Origin of the sequence: Desulfofarcimen acetoxidans DSM 771 (assembly GCF_000024205.1) — a bacterium.
In the GTDB taxonomy this organism is placed as follows: Bacteria; Bacillota; Desulfotomaculia; order Desulfotomaculales; family Desulfofarciminaceae; genus Desulfofarcimen; species Desulfofarcimen acetoxidans.
In genome coordinates this window covers 2895913-2913983 of sequence record NC_013216.1, presented here as the reverse complement: position 1 = coordinate 2913983, position 18071 = coordinate 2895913, and the positions used below count along the sequence as shown (strand labels likewise).

Below are 18071 nucleotides of genomic sequence, written 5' to 3'. Positions count from 1 at the left end.
ACAATATATACTTAGAGATAGCTACCGATCCCATAATAACCGGCAAGTCGGTTAGGTAACCGGATTACCGTGCCGATTTATCTGACACAAAAACCATCCAAGAAAACCAGTAAGATTAACGGTATAAACTATCGGCAAATGGTGCTGGATTATCTTAAAACAGGAGAAGCCTATAAGATAGAAATAATCCGGGAACCAACCCGGACGGTTTAGAGCATGTGCCGATTACCGGGGGCAGTTCAAAGAAAGCCTGTGGCAGTCGTTAAGCGAATGCACTTATGCCCGAAGTACCCGGCGAGAGAACTTGATTGGTGAAGCCGCAACTCACGTAGTAGATACTGCTCAAAAGTTAAACCGAGTACTGGTGGTTGAGGATTTAGCCTTTAAAGACATAAATCAGTAACAGCCAAATTTAACCGAATGAGTCACAGTTTTATTTGGTCAAAGATTTTAGAAATGATGGATTAGGATGTAAATATGAGAGAGTTTCAAAACCTCTAATAAAGGAGTTTATTAAAAAGAAAGAAGGATTTCTCAAGCTAACCAACTGGAAGCAGTGGAGTGTTGTGAAGAAATTTGCTGTTGTAAAACTTAAAAAATATACCAAGAAGGAGGTTGTGAAAATGAAAAGAGCATTGTCTGTTTTATGTCTGTTAGGATTACTATTATTATCATCATGTGTAACTGCATTCGCAGGTACAGATGCAGAAGATATTTTAACAAGTTACCTGAATGCAATTGTTAATCAGAATGTTGAAGAAATACTTGCTTTCGTTATAGATGAACGCTATTCGTCCGATGATTGTGATTTTCAAAAAGAAGAGTATACCCATTTTCTTAAAGAAAAGAAGCTAATTGATTACAAGATTACAAACATGTCCCAGGAGTCACCGACCCTAATAAATTTTGAGGCAATTTTAACATATGATAACGGAAGTATTGAAAAAGTACCCTTTGTGCTTAGATATGATAAGTCCTGGAAAGTTATTATCAACGCAAACTCATTAGAAAAAAACTATGAAGTTATTCAAGAAGGAATACAAGAACCGGAGGCAAATACCTCATCAAGTATAAGCGTATTCGCAGGTACAGATGCAGAAGATATTTTAACAAGTTACCTGAATGCAATTGCTAATCAGAATGTTGAAGAAATACTTACTTTCGTTATAGATGAACGCTATTCGTCCGATGATTGTGATTTTCAAAAGGAAGAGTATACTCATTTTCTTAAAGAAAAGAAGTTAATTGATTACAAGATTACAAACATGTCCCAAGAGTCACCGACCCTAATAAATTTTGAGGCAATTTTAACATATGATAACGGAAGTATTGAAAAAGTACCTTTTGTGCTTAGATATGATAAGTCCTGGAAAGTTATTATCAACGCAAACTCATTAGAAAAAAACTATGAGGTTATTCAAGAAGGAACACAAGAGCCGGAGGCAAATACCTGATCATCCTCGCAAGCAATTTCACCAGTAGCAACTACATTAGTATCTTGGGTTTTAGTGGCAGATCGGGTGGTGCCGTTTTCTATTCAACTGGTACATTCAATATTGATGGATTAACCGCAACCTTAACAGACCTAACTCAATCACACGATTATGTATATTTGAGTTGCCCTGTTGGAATTACCTATGCCGTTGTTAAAAAAAGGGATTTGGGGAGGTTCTATGTGGGGACGAAAAAAGGTTAGTGGTGAAGTAACATCTCCAAAAAATTACCCTATATCGGGAGCAGGCAGTTATACAGGTGCACAAATAAGATTCACAACTGATACGTGTACAAAAACAAACAGTTTGGGATATCGGGGAGATGGACATCTCGCTAAATAACAAGTTAAAGAACAACCAATAGCACACTGCCTTTATATTTTTATATAGGCCTAAAAAGAATGCAGGTAGATTTTTAAACTACATCCTTTATCGGGTAAGAATAAAGATTTCTATAGAATTGATAGCTTTGAATTGTACGGACTGACACCGTTTTAACTAAACCCCGCCAGAATTCCCCCACCTCTAAGGTGGTGGGATGAATGGCGGCCTTGTTTTGTGTACTAATAAAATGTTTGCCAAAGCCTCTATGATGTGGCAAAATATAATCAGACGCAATAACGAAAGGTTGATTATTATTGAGCAAACTTGATACAAATAGTCACTCAGTCTTCTTACTCACATATCATCTGATTTTGGTAGTAAAATACCGCAGAAAAGTTATAAACGACACAATAGCAAACCGTATCAAAGAAATTGGTGAGTATATTGTACCAAAATATAATATTAGTTTTCTTGAATACAAACATGACAAAGCACACACACATATTGTTCAAGGCTCACCCTAATTATGGAAAGAATATTTTTGGTCGTAAAGTTTTTGTCTTCTAACTACAGGTGGTGCACCCATTGAAGTAATTAAGAAGTACATTGAAACCCAGGGTGAAAAGAGGTGAATCATTTGCAAATTGTCTACCGGTTTGAAATGCGTCCGACCAAAGAGCAACAGAAAAAAATGTTTCACACACTAAAACTTTGCCGGAAACTCTATAACTGGTCTTTATCTGAGCGTCAGCGTGTGTATAAAGGAACCGGCCAGGGGTTGACATATAATAAACAGCAGAATATGCTGCCGGGCTATACAAAAGAACATCTGGAATACAAGCAAGTTCATAGTCAGGTAATGCAGGATACTTTGCGCCGGGTAGACTTTGCCTATCAGCGGTTTTTTGCCAAAGAAGCTGGATACCCCCGGTTCAAAAACCGTGACCATTACACATCATTTACCTATCCCCAGGTGGATGCTGTAAAGAAAACTTTCTCTAAGCCAGGTAAAATCTATCTCTCTAAGATTGGTTTTGTAAAAATGACAACTCACCGGGAATTTGATGCCAGTCAAATATCCAGGGTTAACATAAAGTATCACGGTGGTAAGTGGTACGCTAATTTGACCGCCGAAGTGGAAGTACTCGAAAATCTTACCGACAGTACCAAATCCATTGGAATAGACGTGGGCCTTGAACATTTTGCGGTATTGTCTGATAGTACAGAAATAGAAACCCCAAAATACTATCGTAAATCAGAAAGGAAGTTAGCCAAACAACAGCGAAGACTTTCTCGCAAAAAGAAAGGTTCTAACAACCGAGGGAAAGCTAAAACTAAAGTGGCTAAACTTCATGCTAAGATAACTAATCAACGGAAAGACTTTCTACACAAGACCAGTCTAGACGTGGTTCAGAGCCATGATATTGTCTTCATGGAAGACCTAAAGATCAAGAACATGGTCAAAAATCACTACCTAGCTAAAAGCATTCATGATGCTTCATGGGGTACATTCAGAAACCTTGTGGAGTATAAATGTCACAGATATGGTAAAATATTTCTTCCTGTCCCTCCTCATGGCACTTCCCAGACATGTCTTTGTGGTGCCAATGTGCCAAAGGATTTGAGTGTCAGAGTGCACCGGTGTCCTGCTTGTGGAATGGTTATGCCTAGGGATTTGGTGTCAGCCATATTGATAGAACGTCGTGGCTTAGAAATGCTAGCGGCTTAGATATATAGTTATAGGGCGGGGACCGCCCGAAATCATGCCTGCTGGAGGCCGTGTAAGACCTATTGCTCTTTGTAATGGTAGGCCGTGGCTGATGAATCAGGAAACGCTCGTTGATGTTCCTTTGGAAGCCCCCGTTTCTTAGTGGAACGTAAGCGGGGGTAGTTCACAAATGGTGTCAGTTTTATTTGGGTTGGCGGATTGCCATATTGTTTTGATATTTTCTGACCGACAAGCGAACCTGTATGTTACCAATTACGTTAACGAAGTATAAGTACAGTGGCTTTACGGTGCGTCTTGGTAAAGCGAAATCCCTGACTTTGACACCTATCTGTTTATTAAAACCCTTATAGAATAAGGGTTTTAAATTTTTTAGATGTGAAAATTGCCACTACAAAAGATCATTTATTATTAAATGGTCATCTCCTCCACAGGTGTAATATTTGGGGGTGATTTAATCCGTAATAACTTTAAATAAGGCGTATGTTTACAAGTTCTGCTGTATTTTATATAAATAAGGAACTATAATTGATCATTTAATATCTCTAGGAAATTTTGCCTGAGGGCTTTTGTCTTTATAGAAAATCACTCCTGAAAACCCACTGGCTCGTCCCGTGGATGAAAGGAGCGGTCGCCCGAAGGGTGACAAATATATACACAGACATTTCCTCTATTGTATAATTGGATCAAGGAAAGAAAAACAAAACATTATGCATAGAATATTAACTATCATATAGTGTTTTGTCCAAAGTACCGTGGTTCCTACTGAAATTGCAAGGATAATTAAAAGCATTACCGCTAACAGAATATTTGATGCTTTTCCTTGGCTTAAAAAGAAATATTTCTGGGGCAGTGGGTTATGGATCAGGGATTAGTATATAAGTACTTCCGGTAATGTCAGTGCAGAAACTATTTGTAAATACATTGAAGCACAGAAATCTCCCGGAAGGAGGTGAAATTCTGAAAGAAATTCTTTCATGACGTTTTGTGCCTTGAACGAACGCATGAGCCAGTGGGCTTTTGGTCAATTACGCAATATGCTGGAGCACAAGCTTAAATGTCACGGTATTATTACAAATGAAATAAATAAGAAAGAGGTGTTATGTATGTGGTTTTTAAAAACCCAAGAAGAAGTTTTAAAAGAATTAGATGCGAACCCCTTAACTGGTCTTACCAGCGAGGAAGCCAAGACAAGGCTTAACCAGTATGGTGAAAATAAACTAAAGAGTAAACCTAAAAAAACTTTAATTTTGCAATTCTTTGCGCAACTTAAGGATATGCTTGTTTATGTACTTCTGGGAGCCGCTGTAATTACCCTGTTCATAGGTGAATATGTTGATGCAATTATTATAATGTTAGTTGTTGTTTTAAATGCAATAATTGGAGTGGTGCAAGAATACAAAGCTGAAAAGGCAATTGAAGCACTGCAGCAAATGACTACTCCAAAATCACTTGTAAGACGTGATGGGGAAGTCAAAGAAATTAATTCAGAGGAAATAGTACCCGGTGATATTATTATTTTAGATGCCGGTAGATTTGTGCCAGCTGATTTAAGATTGATAGAAAGCGCTAATCTTCAAATAGAAGAATCATCCCTAACCGGGGAATCTGTCCCTTCTGACAAGAATGCAAAAGATATTTATGAAAATCCGAAAACACCGATAGGTGACAAGTCTAATATGGCTTTCATGTCTACCCTTACTACCTATGGTAGAGGTGAAGGTGTTGTTGTCGCAACGGCCATGGATACAGAGATTGGTAAAATTGCAGAGATTCTTGATGAAGATAACAATGAAATGACCCCTCTGCAAAGGAGATTAGCTGAGCTTGGAAAAACACTTGGATTTATTGCAATTGGTATATGTACGTTAATATTTATAATTGCTCTCCTTCAAAAAAGAGATTTGTTTGAAATGTTTTTAACCGCGATTAGCTTAGCAGTGGCAGCAATTCCCGAAGGATTGGCAGCTATAGTTGCTATTGTGTTAGCTCTTGGAGTTGCTAAAATGTCTAAAATCAATGCCATAGTAAAAAAGCTTCCTGCGGTTGAAACCCTGGGTTCTGTTAATATCATATGCTCAGATAAAACAGGTACTCTTACTCAAAATAAGATGACAGTAGTTAAGTATTATACTTTTAATAAATTGACTGAAGTACCTGAAGTAGGAGTAAATCTTAAAGCTTCCGATAACGAAAAAGAATTGATTAAGTCGTTTGTTTTATGTTCGGATGCTACTTATGAAAATGATCAAGGCACCGGAGATCCTACTGAAATAGCTTTACTGATATTAGGTAATAAATACAACCTTTCACAAATAAGTTTGAGTGCAAATTATAAGAGGATTTCTGAAAAGCCTTTTGATTCCGACAGAAAGCTAATGTCAACTTTAAATGAAGAAGGAACTGGTTATAGAGTACATACAAAGGGTGCAATTGATAATTTAATGTCAATTTCCAATAGTGTTCTTATAGATGGCAAGACAGTTCCATTAACCGAAGATATCAAAGCCAACTACTTGAAGGTAACAGAAGAAATGTCGGATGATGCTTTAAGAGTTCTGGGTGTCGCATTTAAGGATACAAGAAGCTTGATAGAACCGGAAGATATGGAAAAGGATCTAACTATAATTGGACTTGTTGGTATGATTGATCCTCCAAGATCTGAAGTTAAGAATTCCATAAAAGAAGCAAAAATGGCAGGTATTACACCTGTAATGATTACCGGTGACCATAAAAATACAGCGGTTGCAATTGCTAAGGAGCTTGGAATTGCAGATTCAATAGAGCAGAGTCTAACAGGTGCTGAAATTGATCAACTATCAGAAAAGGATTTCGCAAACAGAATAAATGATTACAGAGTGTTTGCCAGAGTATCGCCAGAACATAAGGTTAAGATAGTAAAAGCTTATAAATCACAAGGAAATATAGTATCCATGACTGGTGATGGTGTAAATGATGCTCCCGCATTAAAATATGCTGATATAGGAGTTGCCATGGGAATAACTGGTACCGATGTTTCCAAGGGTGCTAGCGATATGATATTAACAGATGATAACTTCACTACAATTGTTCATGCAATCGAAGAAGGAAGGAATATATATAATAATATAAGGAAGTCTGTGATATTCCTATTATCCTGCAATCTAGGAGAGGTTATTACTATATTAGCTTCTATCCTCTTCTTCTGGCCAGTACCTCTTCTGCCTACCCAGATTCTATGGATAAATCTAATAACCGATACATTGCCAGCTATTGCACTTGGAATAGATCCCGGAGATAAGGATGTGATGAGAAAGAAACCAAGAGATCCAAAAGAAAGTTTCTTTGCTGATGGTGTAGGGCTTAGAGCTATTTTCGGTGGTGCATTGATCGGTATACTAACCTTGGCAGCTTTCAACTTTGGATTAAGAGAGTATGGATATAGCCTTGGATCAAGAAATATACCAGAAGATGTAACAACATATGCTAGAACAATGGCATTTGTGGTACTTGCTGGTTCTCAACTGTTCTATTCATTAGCCATGAGAAACTCAAGTAAGTCAATATTCCAAATCGGAATATGTTCAAATATGTATCTAATTGGTGCAATAATAATAGGATTTATTCTACAGCTTGGGGTAATATCCATACCATTTTTGGCAAATGCGTTTAAGGTGCATAATTTAAGCTTAGTAGATTGGAGCCTGGTTGTATTTATGGCAATAATTCCATTAATAGTTAATGAAATAACTAAACTATTTATAGAAAATCGCTCCTGAAAAACCAAGGGCTCGTCCCAGAGGATGTTTACTGTTTTACAAGTTGTGATACCAGAAATCCCATGTGTAATAATATAGTTACAATTTAAATACCCATATAAAATAATTAGGCTAATAAAACACATTAGGTATCGTCAAAGCATTCGGGAGGCGCTACAAATGAAACGGTATGTAACCATTTTTTTATTAGGAATGATTATAATTTTTGGGGCAGGCTGTTCGAATACAACAAAAGGCATAAATCTTGTACAGGAAACCAATAATTCTAACATGACAACCAGTCAAAAAGTTTCTAAAAAGTACATTGAGAATAAGGGTTATAAAATTGTTTCATACGATGGTATATTCGAAAAATATGTACTAACAAAAGAAAAGATAATCCAAGAACCATATATAGAAGAGTGGGCAGTACAGTGCTTTGACCCCAAAAAATATCTTCTTAAAAAAATAACTGTTGAAAAGTTCACCGTTCAGAACCACCCTTTAGATGAATGGACTCCATTGAGTCATTTTGTTGATATCCAATCAACAGGAAAAACTGCAATATATGTTTTTATGGTGGATAACAAAGCTATAGGTGGTTATTCCAGACCAGCAGTTAAGGAAGGCAAAAATAAACTAGGAAAAGAAATGGTCTGGTCTGTAGATGGCAAACATTTTCCTGATTTAAACCCTCATCTTAATTTTGAACAGTGGAAAAAATCTTGGCAGGAAAAGTTTGCGTAATAAATGGAAGGAGCATTTTGTGTATTGTGGGCTCAGAATACTCGCAGCAATGGCATTAATCGACCGCCTAATAAGTAATCTATAACAGGAGTGAGAAAACTATGGTTATTAGAAAAGAAAAAACGGAAGAATTTTCTCAAATATATGATTTGGTTAAAGTTGCTTTTCAAACAGCGAAAGTTACAAATGGTAAAGAACAGGATTTTGTTAATCAGTTGCGCTTGTTTTGTTTGCGTTTTGCTATCGGTACCCCAACCTAAAAAAAGTCCTGTAGGATTACTACAGGACTAACTAATAATTGGCGAACGATTAACAAGAATGGTTTTTGTTATTTTAGACCTGCTTTTGTAACGATTGTTTCAGCTACATCTTCAACACTGTTAAACGGGAAATCAATACCTTCCTATTTAAGTATTTCTTATGTTATTATGCTACTAAAACACTAATTTATCTGTAAACTACTTTACAAGAAAACTTGTTTTTTAGCGGTTGAGATTAATAATTGGTTTATAAATAACAATTCCGTGCTGTTGTAAAAATTTCATTTTAATGATTTTGGTCATTGGTACTTATACTTCTTTGAGATATAATGATACATAAAATTATATAGCTATTTAATTATTTCATATGTTAATAAATTTACAACAGGGAGATTATCTTAATGAAAAACCGTTGTCTTTGCTTGAAGGACTTTCCTTTATTTGAGTGTGTGGAGCAGCAGGTTTTCAGCCAGGTTTGCCTTAAAGCTGCGGCCAAGAAATATTACCAGCGTGGAGATGTTTTATTTCACCAAGGGGACCCCACTGATAGTTTGTTTTTGATTAAAGAAGGTAGTTTTAAATTGGTGCGGGTAAATGAAGAAGGTAAAGAGGCTATTTTACAGGTGGCCGGCAAGGGTGAGGTACTGGGGGAGGCAGCCCTGTTTAGAAAAGGTACTCAGCCGGCTTCCGCTATAGCCTTGGAAACTGCCCGGGTTTGTTCTCTCAGCCGTCAGAGCCTGGAACAAATTATTAGAGAATCGCCGGATTTGGCCATGCAGGTTATTTTTAGCCTGGGTAACCGGCTGTATGATACATGGGAGCAAGTAACTGAACTACGCACCGGATCGACTCGGGAAAAGGTGCTAAACTTGTTGATCCGTTTATCCATAGAACATGGTGAACCTTGCCCTGAAGGCACTAAAATCAAATTATACCTGACCCAACAGGATATTGCCGATTTCGTCGGAGTATCAAGGGTGATGGTGGCCCAAACGTTAAAAGAGTTGTCAACCAGGAATTACATTGACAGAGTTGAGAAATATTTTGTACTCAAGGATCGCTGTTTTTAATCCCTGAGTGTAAAATATTTAACAGCGCCTTCTCATTTTAGATAGTAATATTATATTAAATAAAACAGAGGAGGTTTTTAAAAATGGGCTGTAATTGTTGTGGATGCAACACATTATTAACACCGGAAATCAAGGAAGTTATTGCACAATCCGCCTTTGTACCCATTGCCACTTTGTCCGAGGATGGGCAACCCCACTTGATCGTGGTGGGTAAAGTTAAAGAGGTAAGGAATGATAATACTCTGGTTTTTGGTGTCTATAAGATGGAGAAAACCCGCCGGAACATTGCTGAAACCGCAGTAATGCAGGTGGCCGTGGTGGCGGGGAAAAAGGGCTACCGGCTCAGCGGTAAGGCCTGGACCGAAGGTGAAGAAGTGTTCTTAACAGTAGAAAAAGCTGATGCTTTGTTATAATGCCACACCGGTGATGAAAAGGAAATGCAATTATTTAAAGCTAAATATTAAACAATAGTATCAACATTCATATGGAACGATGTTATCTTTATATAACTAAAATTATTTTATAGAAAACCCGATAATCTTTGAAATACAAGGGATTATCGGGTTTTTGTTTTATTGCCGCAAAGTAGGACACTAACAGACGTTAAAAGGCCAGGCATCATATGGCTGAATATATCTTATGGGAAAAGAGATTATTTGTGCCTGTCTAACCTAAAAAAAATATAAAAAATTTTAGAGGAAATAGTTAGTACATGGAGAAAATTAAATAACTAAGGTAATATAACGAAGACGGTGTGATAATATATGTTGCTTTTATTATATGGAACAAAAGAAGCAAGGGAACTGATGGGTTTACTTGTTGCCGGTGGCTATAAAGTATATGCTGCTGTTGCTACTGAATATGGCCTGGATATTGCCAGGCAGGATGGGGCATTAGATGTTTTTCCGGTAAATTCCCGCCAGAATGACCTGGAGGAATTACTGGTCAACAGGAGAGTAACAACTGTTATTGATGCTTCTCAGCCTTTCCCCAGCGATCTATCCAGTGCTGCTTGTAAGGTTTGCCGAAAAAATAATATTTATTATATTCGGCTCCAGCGTAAAGAAACAAAATTACCTGAAAACAAGCTGGTCTATCCTGTTAATTCCTGGTCTGATGCTGCGATGAAAGCTTCTGAGTTAGGAAAAACCATTTTTTTAACTACCGGGAGCAATGGTTTGGAAATATTTACTCAGGCCCGGGTTATGAAGGGAAAAAGAATTGTCGTTCGGGTCATACCGGAGCACAAGGTAATTAAAAAGTGCCAGGATTTAGGGATTAGCCCTAAAGATATTGTAGCTTTGCACGGGCCGTTTTCCACTAAGTTTAACAAAGCTATATTTAAAGCCTACCGGGCGGATGTCATCATTACTAGAGACAGCGGACCGTCCAGCGGCACAAACAATAAAATACTGGCTGCCCTTGAGTTGAAGATTCCTGTGGTGGTAATAAAACGTGACTCTTCCGAGGATACAAATGTTGTATACGACTACAAAGAGGTATTGAATTTGCTTCAAAAAATCAACCCTTTGCAAAAAATATAATTAGATAGTATAATTTGTTAATACTGGCGAAAAGTGATAAGAGTTGGGAAAAGAGATGTCTTGATAATTAATGAAAGAAAGTTTTAATATACTGTCATGATCGGACAGGGGAAAGGTGATCAGTATTATCTACCCGAATTTATATGTCGATTCATTGTTTGACATTAATCTGCAAGATCTAAAAAAGCAAGGAATAAGAGGAATTATTTTTGATTTGGATAATACCATAATACCCAGGGATCAGAAGTATTTTTCTGCTGATATAGCTGGGTGGTTGCTTGAATTAAAAGAACATAATTTCAAACTTTGTATCGTTTCCAATAACAGGCGCCAGCACAGAGTCAGTTATCTGGCGCAAGCACTTGACATACCTTATGTTTATAAAGCAGGTAAACCAGGACGCAAAGCTTTCCGCAGAGCTATGCAGCTTTTGAATACAGATGTCAGTGATACTGCAGTTGTAGGTGATCAGGTGTTTACAGATGTTTACGGGGGAAATCGTTTAGGACTATTCACTATTTTAGTTGTGCCTTTGCCTGGAAAAGAATTTTGGGGAACTACTTTTTTCAACAGGCGCTTAGAAAAGCTGGTTCTGGCAAAGATAAAAAAACGTTTGTCTTAACCTATAATTTACATGAACTTAAGGCCGTTTATAGGGCCTTTTAGTTTTGGAGGTGCTATATGCCTTTTCTAAACATTACCGGAGCTACAAAGATATGCGGGATTATAGGTGACCCGATAGAGCACTCCTTTTCTCCTTTTATGCATAATGCTGCTTTTGCTGCTTTAGGTTTAGATTATGCTTATGTTCCTTTTCATGTAAAAAGAGATAATTTGTCCGATGCTCTAAAGGCAGTAAGGGCTTTAAATATAAAGGGAATTAATGTTACTGTGCCTCATAAGCAAGCAGTTTTGCAGTATTTGGATGAAATTTCATCATCTGCCTCTCTTATTGGTGCAGTTAATACCGTTGTTAATAATCATGGGTATTTAGTTGGTTACAATACTGACGCTCCCGGCTTTGTCCGATCTTTGAAGGAACAGGCGGGATTTTCACCGGAAGGAGCCGGCATATTTATTCTGGGAGCCGGTGGTGCTGCACGTGCAGTTGCAGTTGAGTTGGCGTTGTCTGGGGCCTCCTTAATTCATATAGCTAACCGAACAGTTGATCGTGCGGAGGAAATTGCCGGGTTAATTGAAGGAAATACAAGCTGTTCCTCAAAAGCTTATTCACAGCAAGATTTATCTCTAAGCAAATTAATGAAAGACGCTGATTTAATAATCCAGACTACTTCTCAAGGCATGTATCCGCGGGTAACGGAGCTGCCGGCTTATCCTCTGGATGCATTTCATGCCGGGCAGTTGGTGTGTGATTTGATATATAATCCAAGGCAAACTATATTTTTGCAGATGGCGGAACAGTGTGGTGCTAAGACTTTAAACGGCATGGGTATGCTTTTATACCAGGGGGCTCTAGCCTTTGAATACTGGACGGGTTTGGCTTCTCCGGTGGAAATAATGGATCAAGCTTTAAGGCAGGTGATATAGTTGTTTAATATTGTAATGATAGGCTTTATGGGCACGGGTAAGACTGTTGTTGGCCGTCGTTTGGCCGCGCTCTTAAAGAAGAGGTTTATAGATACTGATACGGAAATAGAAAGAATTACTGAAAAAACGATTGTGCAAATATTTGCGCAGGACGGTGCTGTTCGTTTTCGTTCTGAAGAGTCTTTGCTGGTTAAAAAATTGGAGGATCAGGATAATCTGGTTATATCTACGGGCGGGGGTATAGTTTTAAACCCGGAAAACGTTGTATCGTTAAAGAAAAACGGCATTTTAATTGCTTTGAATGCACCTCCGGAGGTAATATATCAAAGAGTGAGACACAAGCGCAGCAGGCCGTTGCTGAATAAAGGTGATGCTTTAATTAAAATTAAGGAACTGTTTGCTGAACGGGAATATGCCTATGATGTGGCAGAATACAGGGTGGAGACCGGGGACAAGCAGGTGGATGAAGTGGTGCAGGAAATTATTCTATACTTAAAAAATAAATACAACATGAGAATATGATTAATTATTTAGTTGAAAAATTAAATATACCAAAGCATTTTTTACCTCAATACGGTGTCGTACCTATAGAACTTTCCGGCAACACTTTGTTCCTGGCAATGACTAAGCCTTTTAATATTATGGCCATTGACGATTTTTCCGCTGTTACAGGACTAAGAATTGAACCGGTTGCTTTTGAACCGGATAAAATAAATGAACTGCTGCGGGAATATGAAAGGAAAGCTCACTTGGGCGTCAGCTCCGTAACGGTCAAGCCGGAGGGCAGTCCTGCTGAAAATGCTCAAGCCGGCAGCTTATTTAAAAACGCGCTAGCGACACAGGTTGAGCCTGCTGAATATTTTTCTGTTTCTGAGAGCAGCAGTAACATCATTACCATTGACAAACCTGCCCCGCAGGTTTTAAATGATCCGGCCAATGGTTCGGCCTCGGAAATATTAGAATACATTTTATACTTTGCCGCAACAGATAAAGCCAGCGATATTCATATCGAGCCACAGGAAAAGCATGTCAGGGTGCGCCAGCGTTTAGACGGTATGTTGAGAGAAATGCAAATTTTTCCTCTTGCTATTAAGCTCTCCTTAATTTCAAGAATTAAAATTTTATCCCAGCTTGATATCGCTGAAAAACGATTGCCGCAGGATGGACGGATACCAATTATGGTTAACGGGCAGCACATAGACCTGCGGATTTCAACTATTCCGACGATAACGGGGGAGAAATGTGTTTTACGCTTTCTCTATAAAGATCACAAGGTGATTGATTTAAACGGTCTGGGTTTTACGGAATATAACTTAGACAGGTTTCATAGAATTATTAGAAAGCCCCACGGGATGGTTTTATTGACCGGGCCTACCGGCAGCGGTAAAACTACTACCATGTATGCGGCCCTAACGGAAATCAGTACTGTGGAAAAAAATGCTATAACAATAGAAGATCCTGTTGAATATAGCCTGACTGGAGTAAATCAGATTCAGGTTAATCCGGTGGCGGGATTGACCTTTGCCGCCGGGCTGCGTTCAATCCTGAGACAGGATCCGGATATTATTATGGTGGGAGAAATACGCGATCAGGAAACGGCGGAAATTGCGGTTCGGGCCGCAACAACGGGACACCTGGTGCTGTCTACCATGCATACCAAAGATTCCTCGGGCGCCGTAATCAGACTTATTGATATGGGGATAGAGCCATATTTAGTGGCTTCCTCCGTTTCAGGTGTGCTTGCCCAGCGATTGGTCAGGGTGCTTTGCCCTCAATGCCGTGTCAAGTATGAGTTGCATTTGTCCGAACAAGAGAAACATATGTGGGGGATAGAGGATAAAGATGCGGTGGTTTTGTTCCGTGAGAGTGGCTGTGAAAGCTGTAATTTCACCGGTTACCGGGGTAGAACCTGTATTTCCGAGGTATTGCCTCTGTCACGCAGTATTAAAAAATTGATCAACCGACAGTATTCTGAAGATGATGTCAGAGAGCAAGGTTTGCGGGAAGGTATGCTGACTCTCATGAAAGACGGGATTAACAAAGCCCTGCAGGGTCTTACTTCCATAGAGGAAATTATGAGGGTTTGTTTTGAGGAGGAATAGTATTAATAGGTATGCACTGCCTAGGAGGCAGGGCTTTTTTTGTGAAATTATGCTTATATTGGATCTATGGATAAGTTAAGGTTGGTAACGCATAATTTCCAGCGGGCACAAGTGTCCGTGGCTGTTCGAAAGTTGTTTAAGGTGACTTTCTTGTTTTGTATTTCCCATAGACTTTTATCTTTATTAATTTAGGATAAGTTGTATAAATTGTGCATGAATGCCTGTACATATTTTCAGCACTTTGATAAAATAATCACAAGCATATTAATTGATTGGTTTGACAAGATGTATATAATATTAAAAATAAATTTACCTGATTTGGAAAGTATAGTTATTGAGGCCCTATTTAAATAATAGTTGAGGAGGAAGATGATATGCTTTCTTTTTTTGGTAGTAGGGAAAAAATAGCCATACCCAGAGGTGATATAGGGGCAAGAATGGATTTTTCGTATGCTATACAGGATTTTTCTTTGGCACATAGCGAGTTAATGGCTTTTAGGGTGACACTGAAAGTTAATGAATTGGCTCAAATGGCTAATGATTTAGCAGCTACAACTGAACAAATGTCTGCAACTGCGGAGGAAACATCTGCTACGGTGGAACAAATAAGTGCCGGAATGCAGCATTTAAAAGCTAGGGAAATAGAGAATTTAAATAAAGTAACAGCTCTGAATAAATTGTCTGAAGAGGTAATGCTGAGGTTGAATGAAATGGTGCACAATGCCACAGAGCTTCTAGTTCAGATTAAGGATGTGGATAACATTAGTCAGAATGTATCAGAAATAGCTGATCAGACTAATCTCTTATCATTAAACGCGGCTATTGAGGCTGCACGAGCCGGCGAGCATGGCAGGGGTTTTTCAGTAGTAGCGGAAGAGGTGCGAAAACTATCTGATCAAACGAAGAATGCTGTTAAGGAAGTAAAAACCATATCAAGCCAAATGAATAATAAGGCTCTGTACACTGGTGATAATGTTACTAGCGTAAAGAGTGCTTTTGACAGATATATATCAGAAACTACAGTGGTAGCGCAAATGACTAAGGAAAATCTTGAACAGGTCGAGGAGTCTGCCGGCGCGTCGGAGAATATTGCGCAAGCGGCGCAGCAGCAGGCTATAGCTATGGAAACTCAGGCCAGGGTTTCATCTGATTTAGCACAGGCCACAGATTTTGGGGAGATGTTAAAAAATGACGCGGAGCGTTTAACCAGGTTATTAAAGCCCCATATTAAAGGAACTGAAACTGAACATATTTTAAGTATTTTGGGTGCCAGATTAAAAGATCATGCTGAATTTCTAAGAAAAACTATTGAGAGCGCAGGAAAAGGTGTAAGCTTAATAAGTCATCAGGAATGTGCCTTCGGGAAATGGTACAGAAAAGAGTATGATAAATACAAAAATATTAGGGAGTATATTGATATTGATGAACCACATAGGCTGTTTCACGAGATGGCCAAAACACTTGCCATAGACAGTAACGTAATAAATGTTAGTAAAGTTGTTGATGCATCAATGGATATTTTAGAGGCATTCTTAAAATTATCGGAGGTAATTGAGTAATAATTTAATTAAAAGACCAGTTTGTGACAACAGCTTGTCGAGTTCCAGTGGTGAGAGCCGTGAACCGGTGCTTAATCGAATTTTTTTCTTTTGCCCTGTCAATAGAGACAGGGCTTTTTATGTTTTTGCTTAAATTACTTAATTTTTAATGGGCATCACAAAAACTTACTTGATGCATAAGCTGTAATGCAATTAAAAAGTTATTCGTGAACGGGGGTATTAAGTATTGAGAATTATTACAAATTCAGATCAGGATGCCAGAATTAAACTTGAACAGTATGAATTATTTGTAGTAGAAATTTCCTATAATCCTACAACCGGAGTGCATTTATCAGGTCCCTCTTTTCAAAAAATAAAAAATGCTATAGTTATAAATGAAACATACTATTCAGATAACCCCAAATTGGTAGGCTCCCCAGGGAAAATGGTTTATTTAATGATGGCTACGGTACCTGTATCGTCAACATTGTATTGGTTCTTTAGTTCGTCAAATTATGTTTCGGAGTTTAATTTTAAATTAGTTGTCTTACCGCAGAAGCGAAAGGACTAAACCAAGCTGTAATAAAATATATATCATCTATTTCAATAGGCTTTTGTTATGTTAACAAAAGCATTTAGAGAGATTTATAAAAATAATAATTCAATGGAAAACCGAAGGCCCCTTTCGCCTCCGGTTTATTCATCTTTCTCCTCAATTCTTTCTAACCCAATACTATCCAAAATCTCATTAATCAATTCTTTAGTCAATTTTTCCACCCCCTCCCATATAGTGACTTGACTATATTACCACTAATAAAACAAATTGTCAATAAATTACTTGACTTTATCTGACTAAGAAAGTGGTTTTAAGAGACTTTCGAGCAGTCATGGGCACTCGTTCGTGCTCGTCGGAAATTATGCAGTACTAACATTGTTTGTGCAATATGAGTTTGTATTCCGTTATGTAATGGCTTATCCACGGCTCCATCATAAGCATAATCTTCCAGAGTATAAAAGAAAAACTCCGCAAAGCGGAGTTCAAAGGAGGATATTGGGTAGTAGAGTATATATATTAACGGCTGGACCGGGGTTTTAAAAACAGCTGACTTTTAATTTCATTCTAATATTACTTTCTGAAGCTTAAAGAAACATTAAATTTCTCAATTTTTTTATTGAGCCGCCTTGCTTTCCAGCAAATCTACCGCTTCCTGTACGTTTAAATTATTATGGATGATGCCATGTGCCGCGGCTAGCAGTGCTTCCGGGTGGGGACTCTGCCAGACGTTCCTGCCCATTACTATACCGGCAGCACCGTTTTGCATCGCGCCATGAATCATGGCTAAAGTATCTCGGTCTGTATCGCATTTTGGTCCGCCGGCTATCAATATGGGCACAGGACAACCGGTCACTACCCGGTCGAAGTTTTCTTCCGTGTAGTAGGTTTTTACAAGGTCAGCCCCATGTTCGGCGGCTACCCTGGCACCCAGGCCAATGAATTTAGCGTCTTTTTTCTTTTCTTCATTGATTTTGCCTAATCCCACCACACCCAGCAGCGGGACATTCCAGCGATGGCATTCTGTTGCTGCCAAGGCCATCTGAATGAGAGTTTCGTGTTCCGAAGGAGAACCGATAAAAGCAGAAGCGGCTGTGGCGTCAGATCCCAGGCGGAGGGCTTCTTCTACATCGGAGGTTAAGCCCTCTCTGGTCAGCTCCGGTCCGACAATTGTGGCACCGCCGCTGATTCTTAAAAAGGTGGCGGGGTTATTTACCGGCTCAAAAGCATGTACATAAATACCTTTAGTCAGGAGCCAGGCATCCACCAGATCAGGTGCATCCAGTTTTTTTACCGTACTCTTGACATCCATTATGCCCGTCATAGGGCCAAGCGCCATGCCATGGTCTATGGCCAACACCAGCGCTTTGCCGTTGCCCTTGCGGAAAATTCGTTTCATTCTCGCCTGAAAACCATTCATTTATTTATC

At 38.7% G+C, this 18071-nt stretch carries 16 protein-coding genes and 2 pseudogenes; 17 read left to right on the top strand and 1 reads right to left on the bottom strand.

Features of this window, described 5'->3' with window-relative positions; all coding sequences use genetic code 11:
* Positions 1–437 precede the first annotated feature (437 nt).
* From DTOX_RS24415 to DTOX_RS13350, 17 genes and pseudogenes are all read left to right on the top strand, one after another.
* Positions 438–1454, top strand: coding sequence for a hypothetical protein (locus DTOX_RS24415; protein WP_015758227.1), 1017 nt, complete (start codon positions 438–440; stop codon positions 1452–1454).
* A gap of 677 nt (positions 1455–2131) precedes the next feature.
* A pseudogene (tnpA, locus tag DTOX_RS22325) lies at positions 2132–2449 on the top strand (IS200/IS605 family transposase).
* A gap of 5 nt (positions 2450–2454) precedes the next feature.
* Positions 2455–3546, top strand: coding sequence for an RNA-guided endonuclease InsQ/TnpB family protein (locus DTOX_RS13405; protein ID WP_015758226.1), 1092 nt, complete (start codon positions 2455–2457; stop codon positions 3544–3546).
* 752 nt (positions 3547–4298) lie between these two features.
* A complete protein-coding gene (locus DTOX_RS24410; protein WP_422698378.1) occupies positions 4299–4418 on the top strand; it encodes a hypothetical protein in 120 nt (39 codons plus the stop codon).
* 231 nt (positions 4419–4649) lie between these two features.
* Positions 4650–7301, top strand: a complete 2652-nt coding sequence (locus DTOX_RS13400; protein WP_015758225.1) for a cation-translocating P-type ATPase — start codon at positions 4650–4652, stop codon at positions 7299–7301.
* Positions 7302–7460: 159 nt separating this feature from the next.
* Positions 7461–8027 (top strand): hypothetical protein, encoded by a 567-nt coding sequence (locus DTOX_RS13395; RefSeq protein ID WP_015758224.1) that lies wholly within the window; start codon positions 7461–7463, stop codon positions 8025–8027.
* 101 nt (positions 8028–8128) lie between these two features.
* Positions 8129–8287: a hypothetical protein gene (locus DTOX_RS22320; protein ID WP_015758223.1), complete on the top strand. Its 159-nt coding sequence runs from the start codon at positions 8129–8131 to the stop codon at positions 8285–8287.
* A 401-nt stretch (positions 8288–8688) separates the two neighbouring features.
* Entirely contained in the window at positions 8689–9357 is a 669-nt protein-coding gene (locus DTOX_RS13390) for a Crp/Fnr family transcriptional regulator (protein WP_015758222.1), read from the top strand.
* Positions 9358–9440: 83 nt separating this feature from the next.
* On the top strand, positions 9441–9770 hold the full coding sequence (locus DTOX_RS13385) for a pyridoxamine 5'-phosphate oxidase family protein (protein WP_015758221.1): 330 nt from the start codon (positions 9441–9443) through the stop codon (positions 9768–9770).
* A gap of 351 nt (positions 9771–10121) precedes the next feature.
* Positions 10122–10901: a precorrin-6A reductase gene (gene cobK / locus DTOX_RS13380; RefSeq protein ID WP_042315840.1), complete on the top strand. Its 780-nt coding sequence runs from the start codon at positions 10122–10124 to the stop codon at positions 10899–10901.
* Positions 10902–11016: 115 nt separating this feature from the next.
* Positions 11017–11523: a YqeG family HAD IIIA-type phosphatase gene (locus tag DTOX_RS13375; protein ID WP_015758219.1), complete on the top strand. Its 507-nt coding sequence runs from the start codon at positions 11017–11019 to the stop codon at positions 11521–11523.
* Positions 11524–11582: 59 nt separating this feature from the next.
* Complete coding sequence (gene aroE, locus DTOX_RS13370) at positions 11583–12449, top strand: shikimate dehydrogenase (protein WP_015758218.1); 867 nt, start codon at positions 11583–11585, stop codon at positions 12447–12449.
* The gene (locus DTOX_RS13365; RefSeq protein WP_015758217.1) at positions 12450–12971 is read left to right on the top strand and encodes a shikimate kinase; all 522 of its coding nucleotides are present in this window, start codon (positions 12450–12452) and stop codon (positions 12969–12971) included.
* Positions 12968–14551 (top strand): GspE/PulE family protein, encoded by a 1584-nt coding sequence (locus DTOX_RS13360; RefSeq protein WP_015758216.1) that lies wholly within the window; start codon positions 12968–12970, stop codon positions 14549–14551. The genes DTOX_RS13365 and DTOX_RS13360 overlap by 4 nt, the downstream gene beginning before the upstream one ends.
* A 374-nt stretch (positions 14552–14925) precedes the next feature.
* Positions 14926–15642, top strand: a pseudogene (locus tag DTOX_RS25365) (methyl-accepting chemotaxis protein); the annotation flags it as partial.
* A gap of 30 nt (positions 15643–15672) precedes the next feature.
* Positions 15673–16110 (top strand): CZB domain-containing protein, encoded by a 438-nt coding sequence (locus tag DTOX_RS25360; RefSeq protein ID WP_422698411.1) that lies wholly within the window; start codon positions 15673–15675, stop codon positions 16108–16110.
* A gap of 226 nt (positions 16111–16336) precedes the next feature.
* Positions 16337–16660 (top strand): hypothetical protein, encoded by a 324-nt coding sequence (locus tag DTOX_RS13350; RefSeq protein ID WP_015758214.1) that lies wholly within the window; start codon positions 16337–16339, stop codon positions 16658–16660.
* A gap of 598 nt (positions 16661–17258) precedes the next feature.
* Here DTOX_RS13350 and DTOX_RS13345 read toward each other — a convergent pair.
* Complete coding sequence (locus tag DTOX_RS13345; protein WP_015758213.1) at positions 17259–18062, bottom strand: class I fructose-bisphosphate aldolase; 804 nt, start codon at positions 18060–18062, stop codon at positions 17259–17261.
* Positions 18063–18071 lie beyond the last annotated feature (9 nt).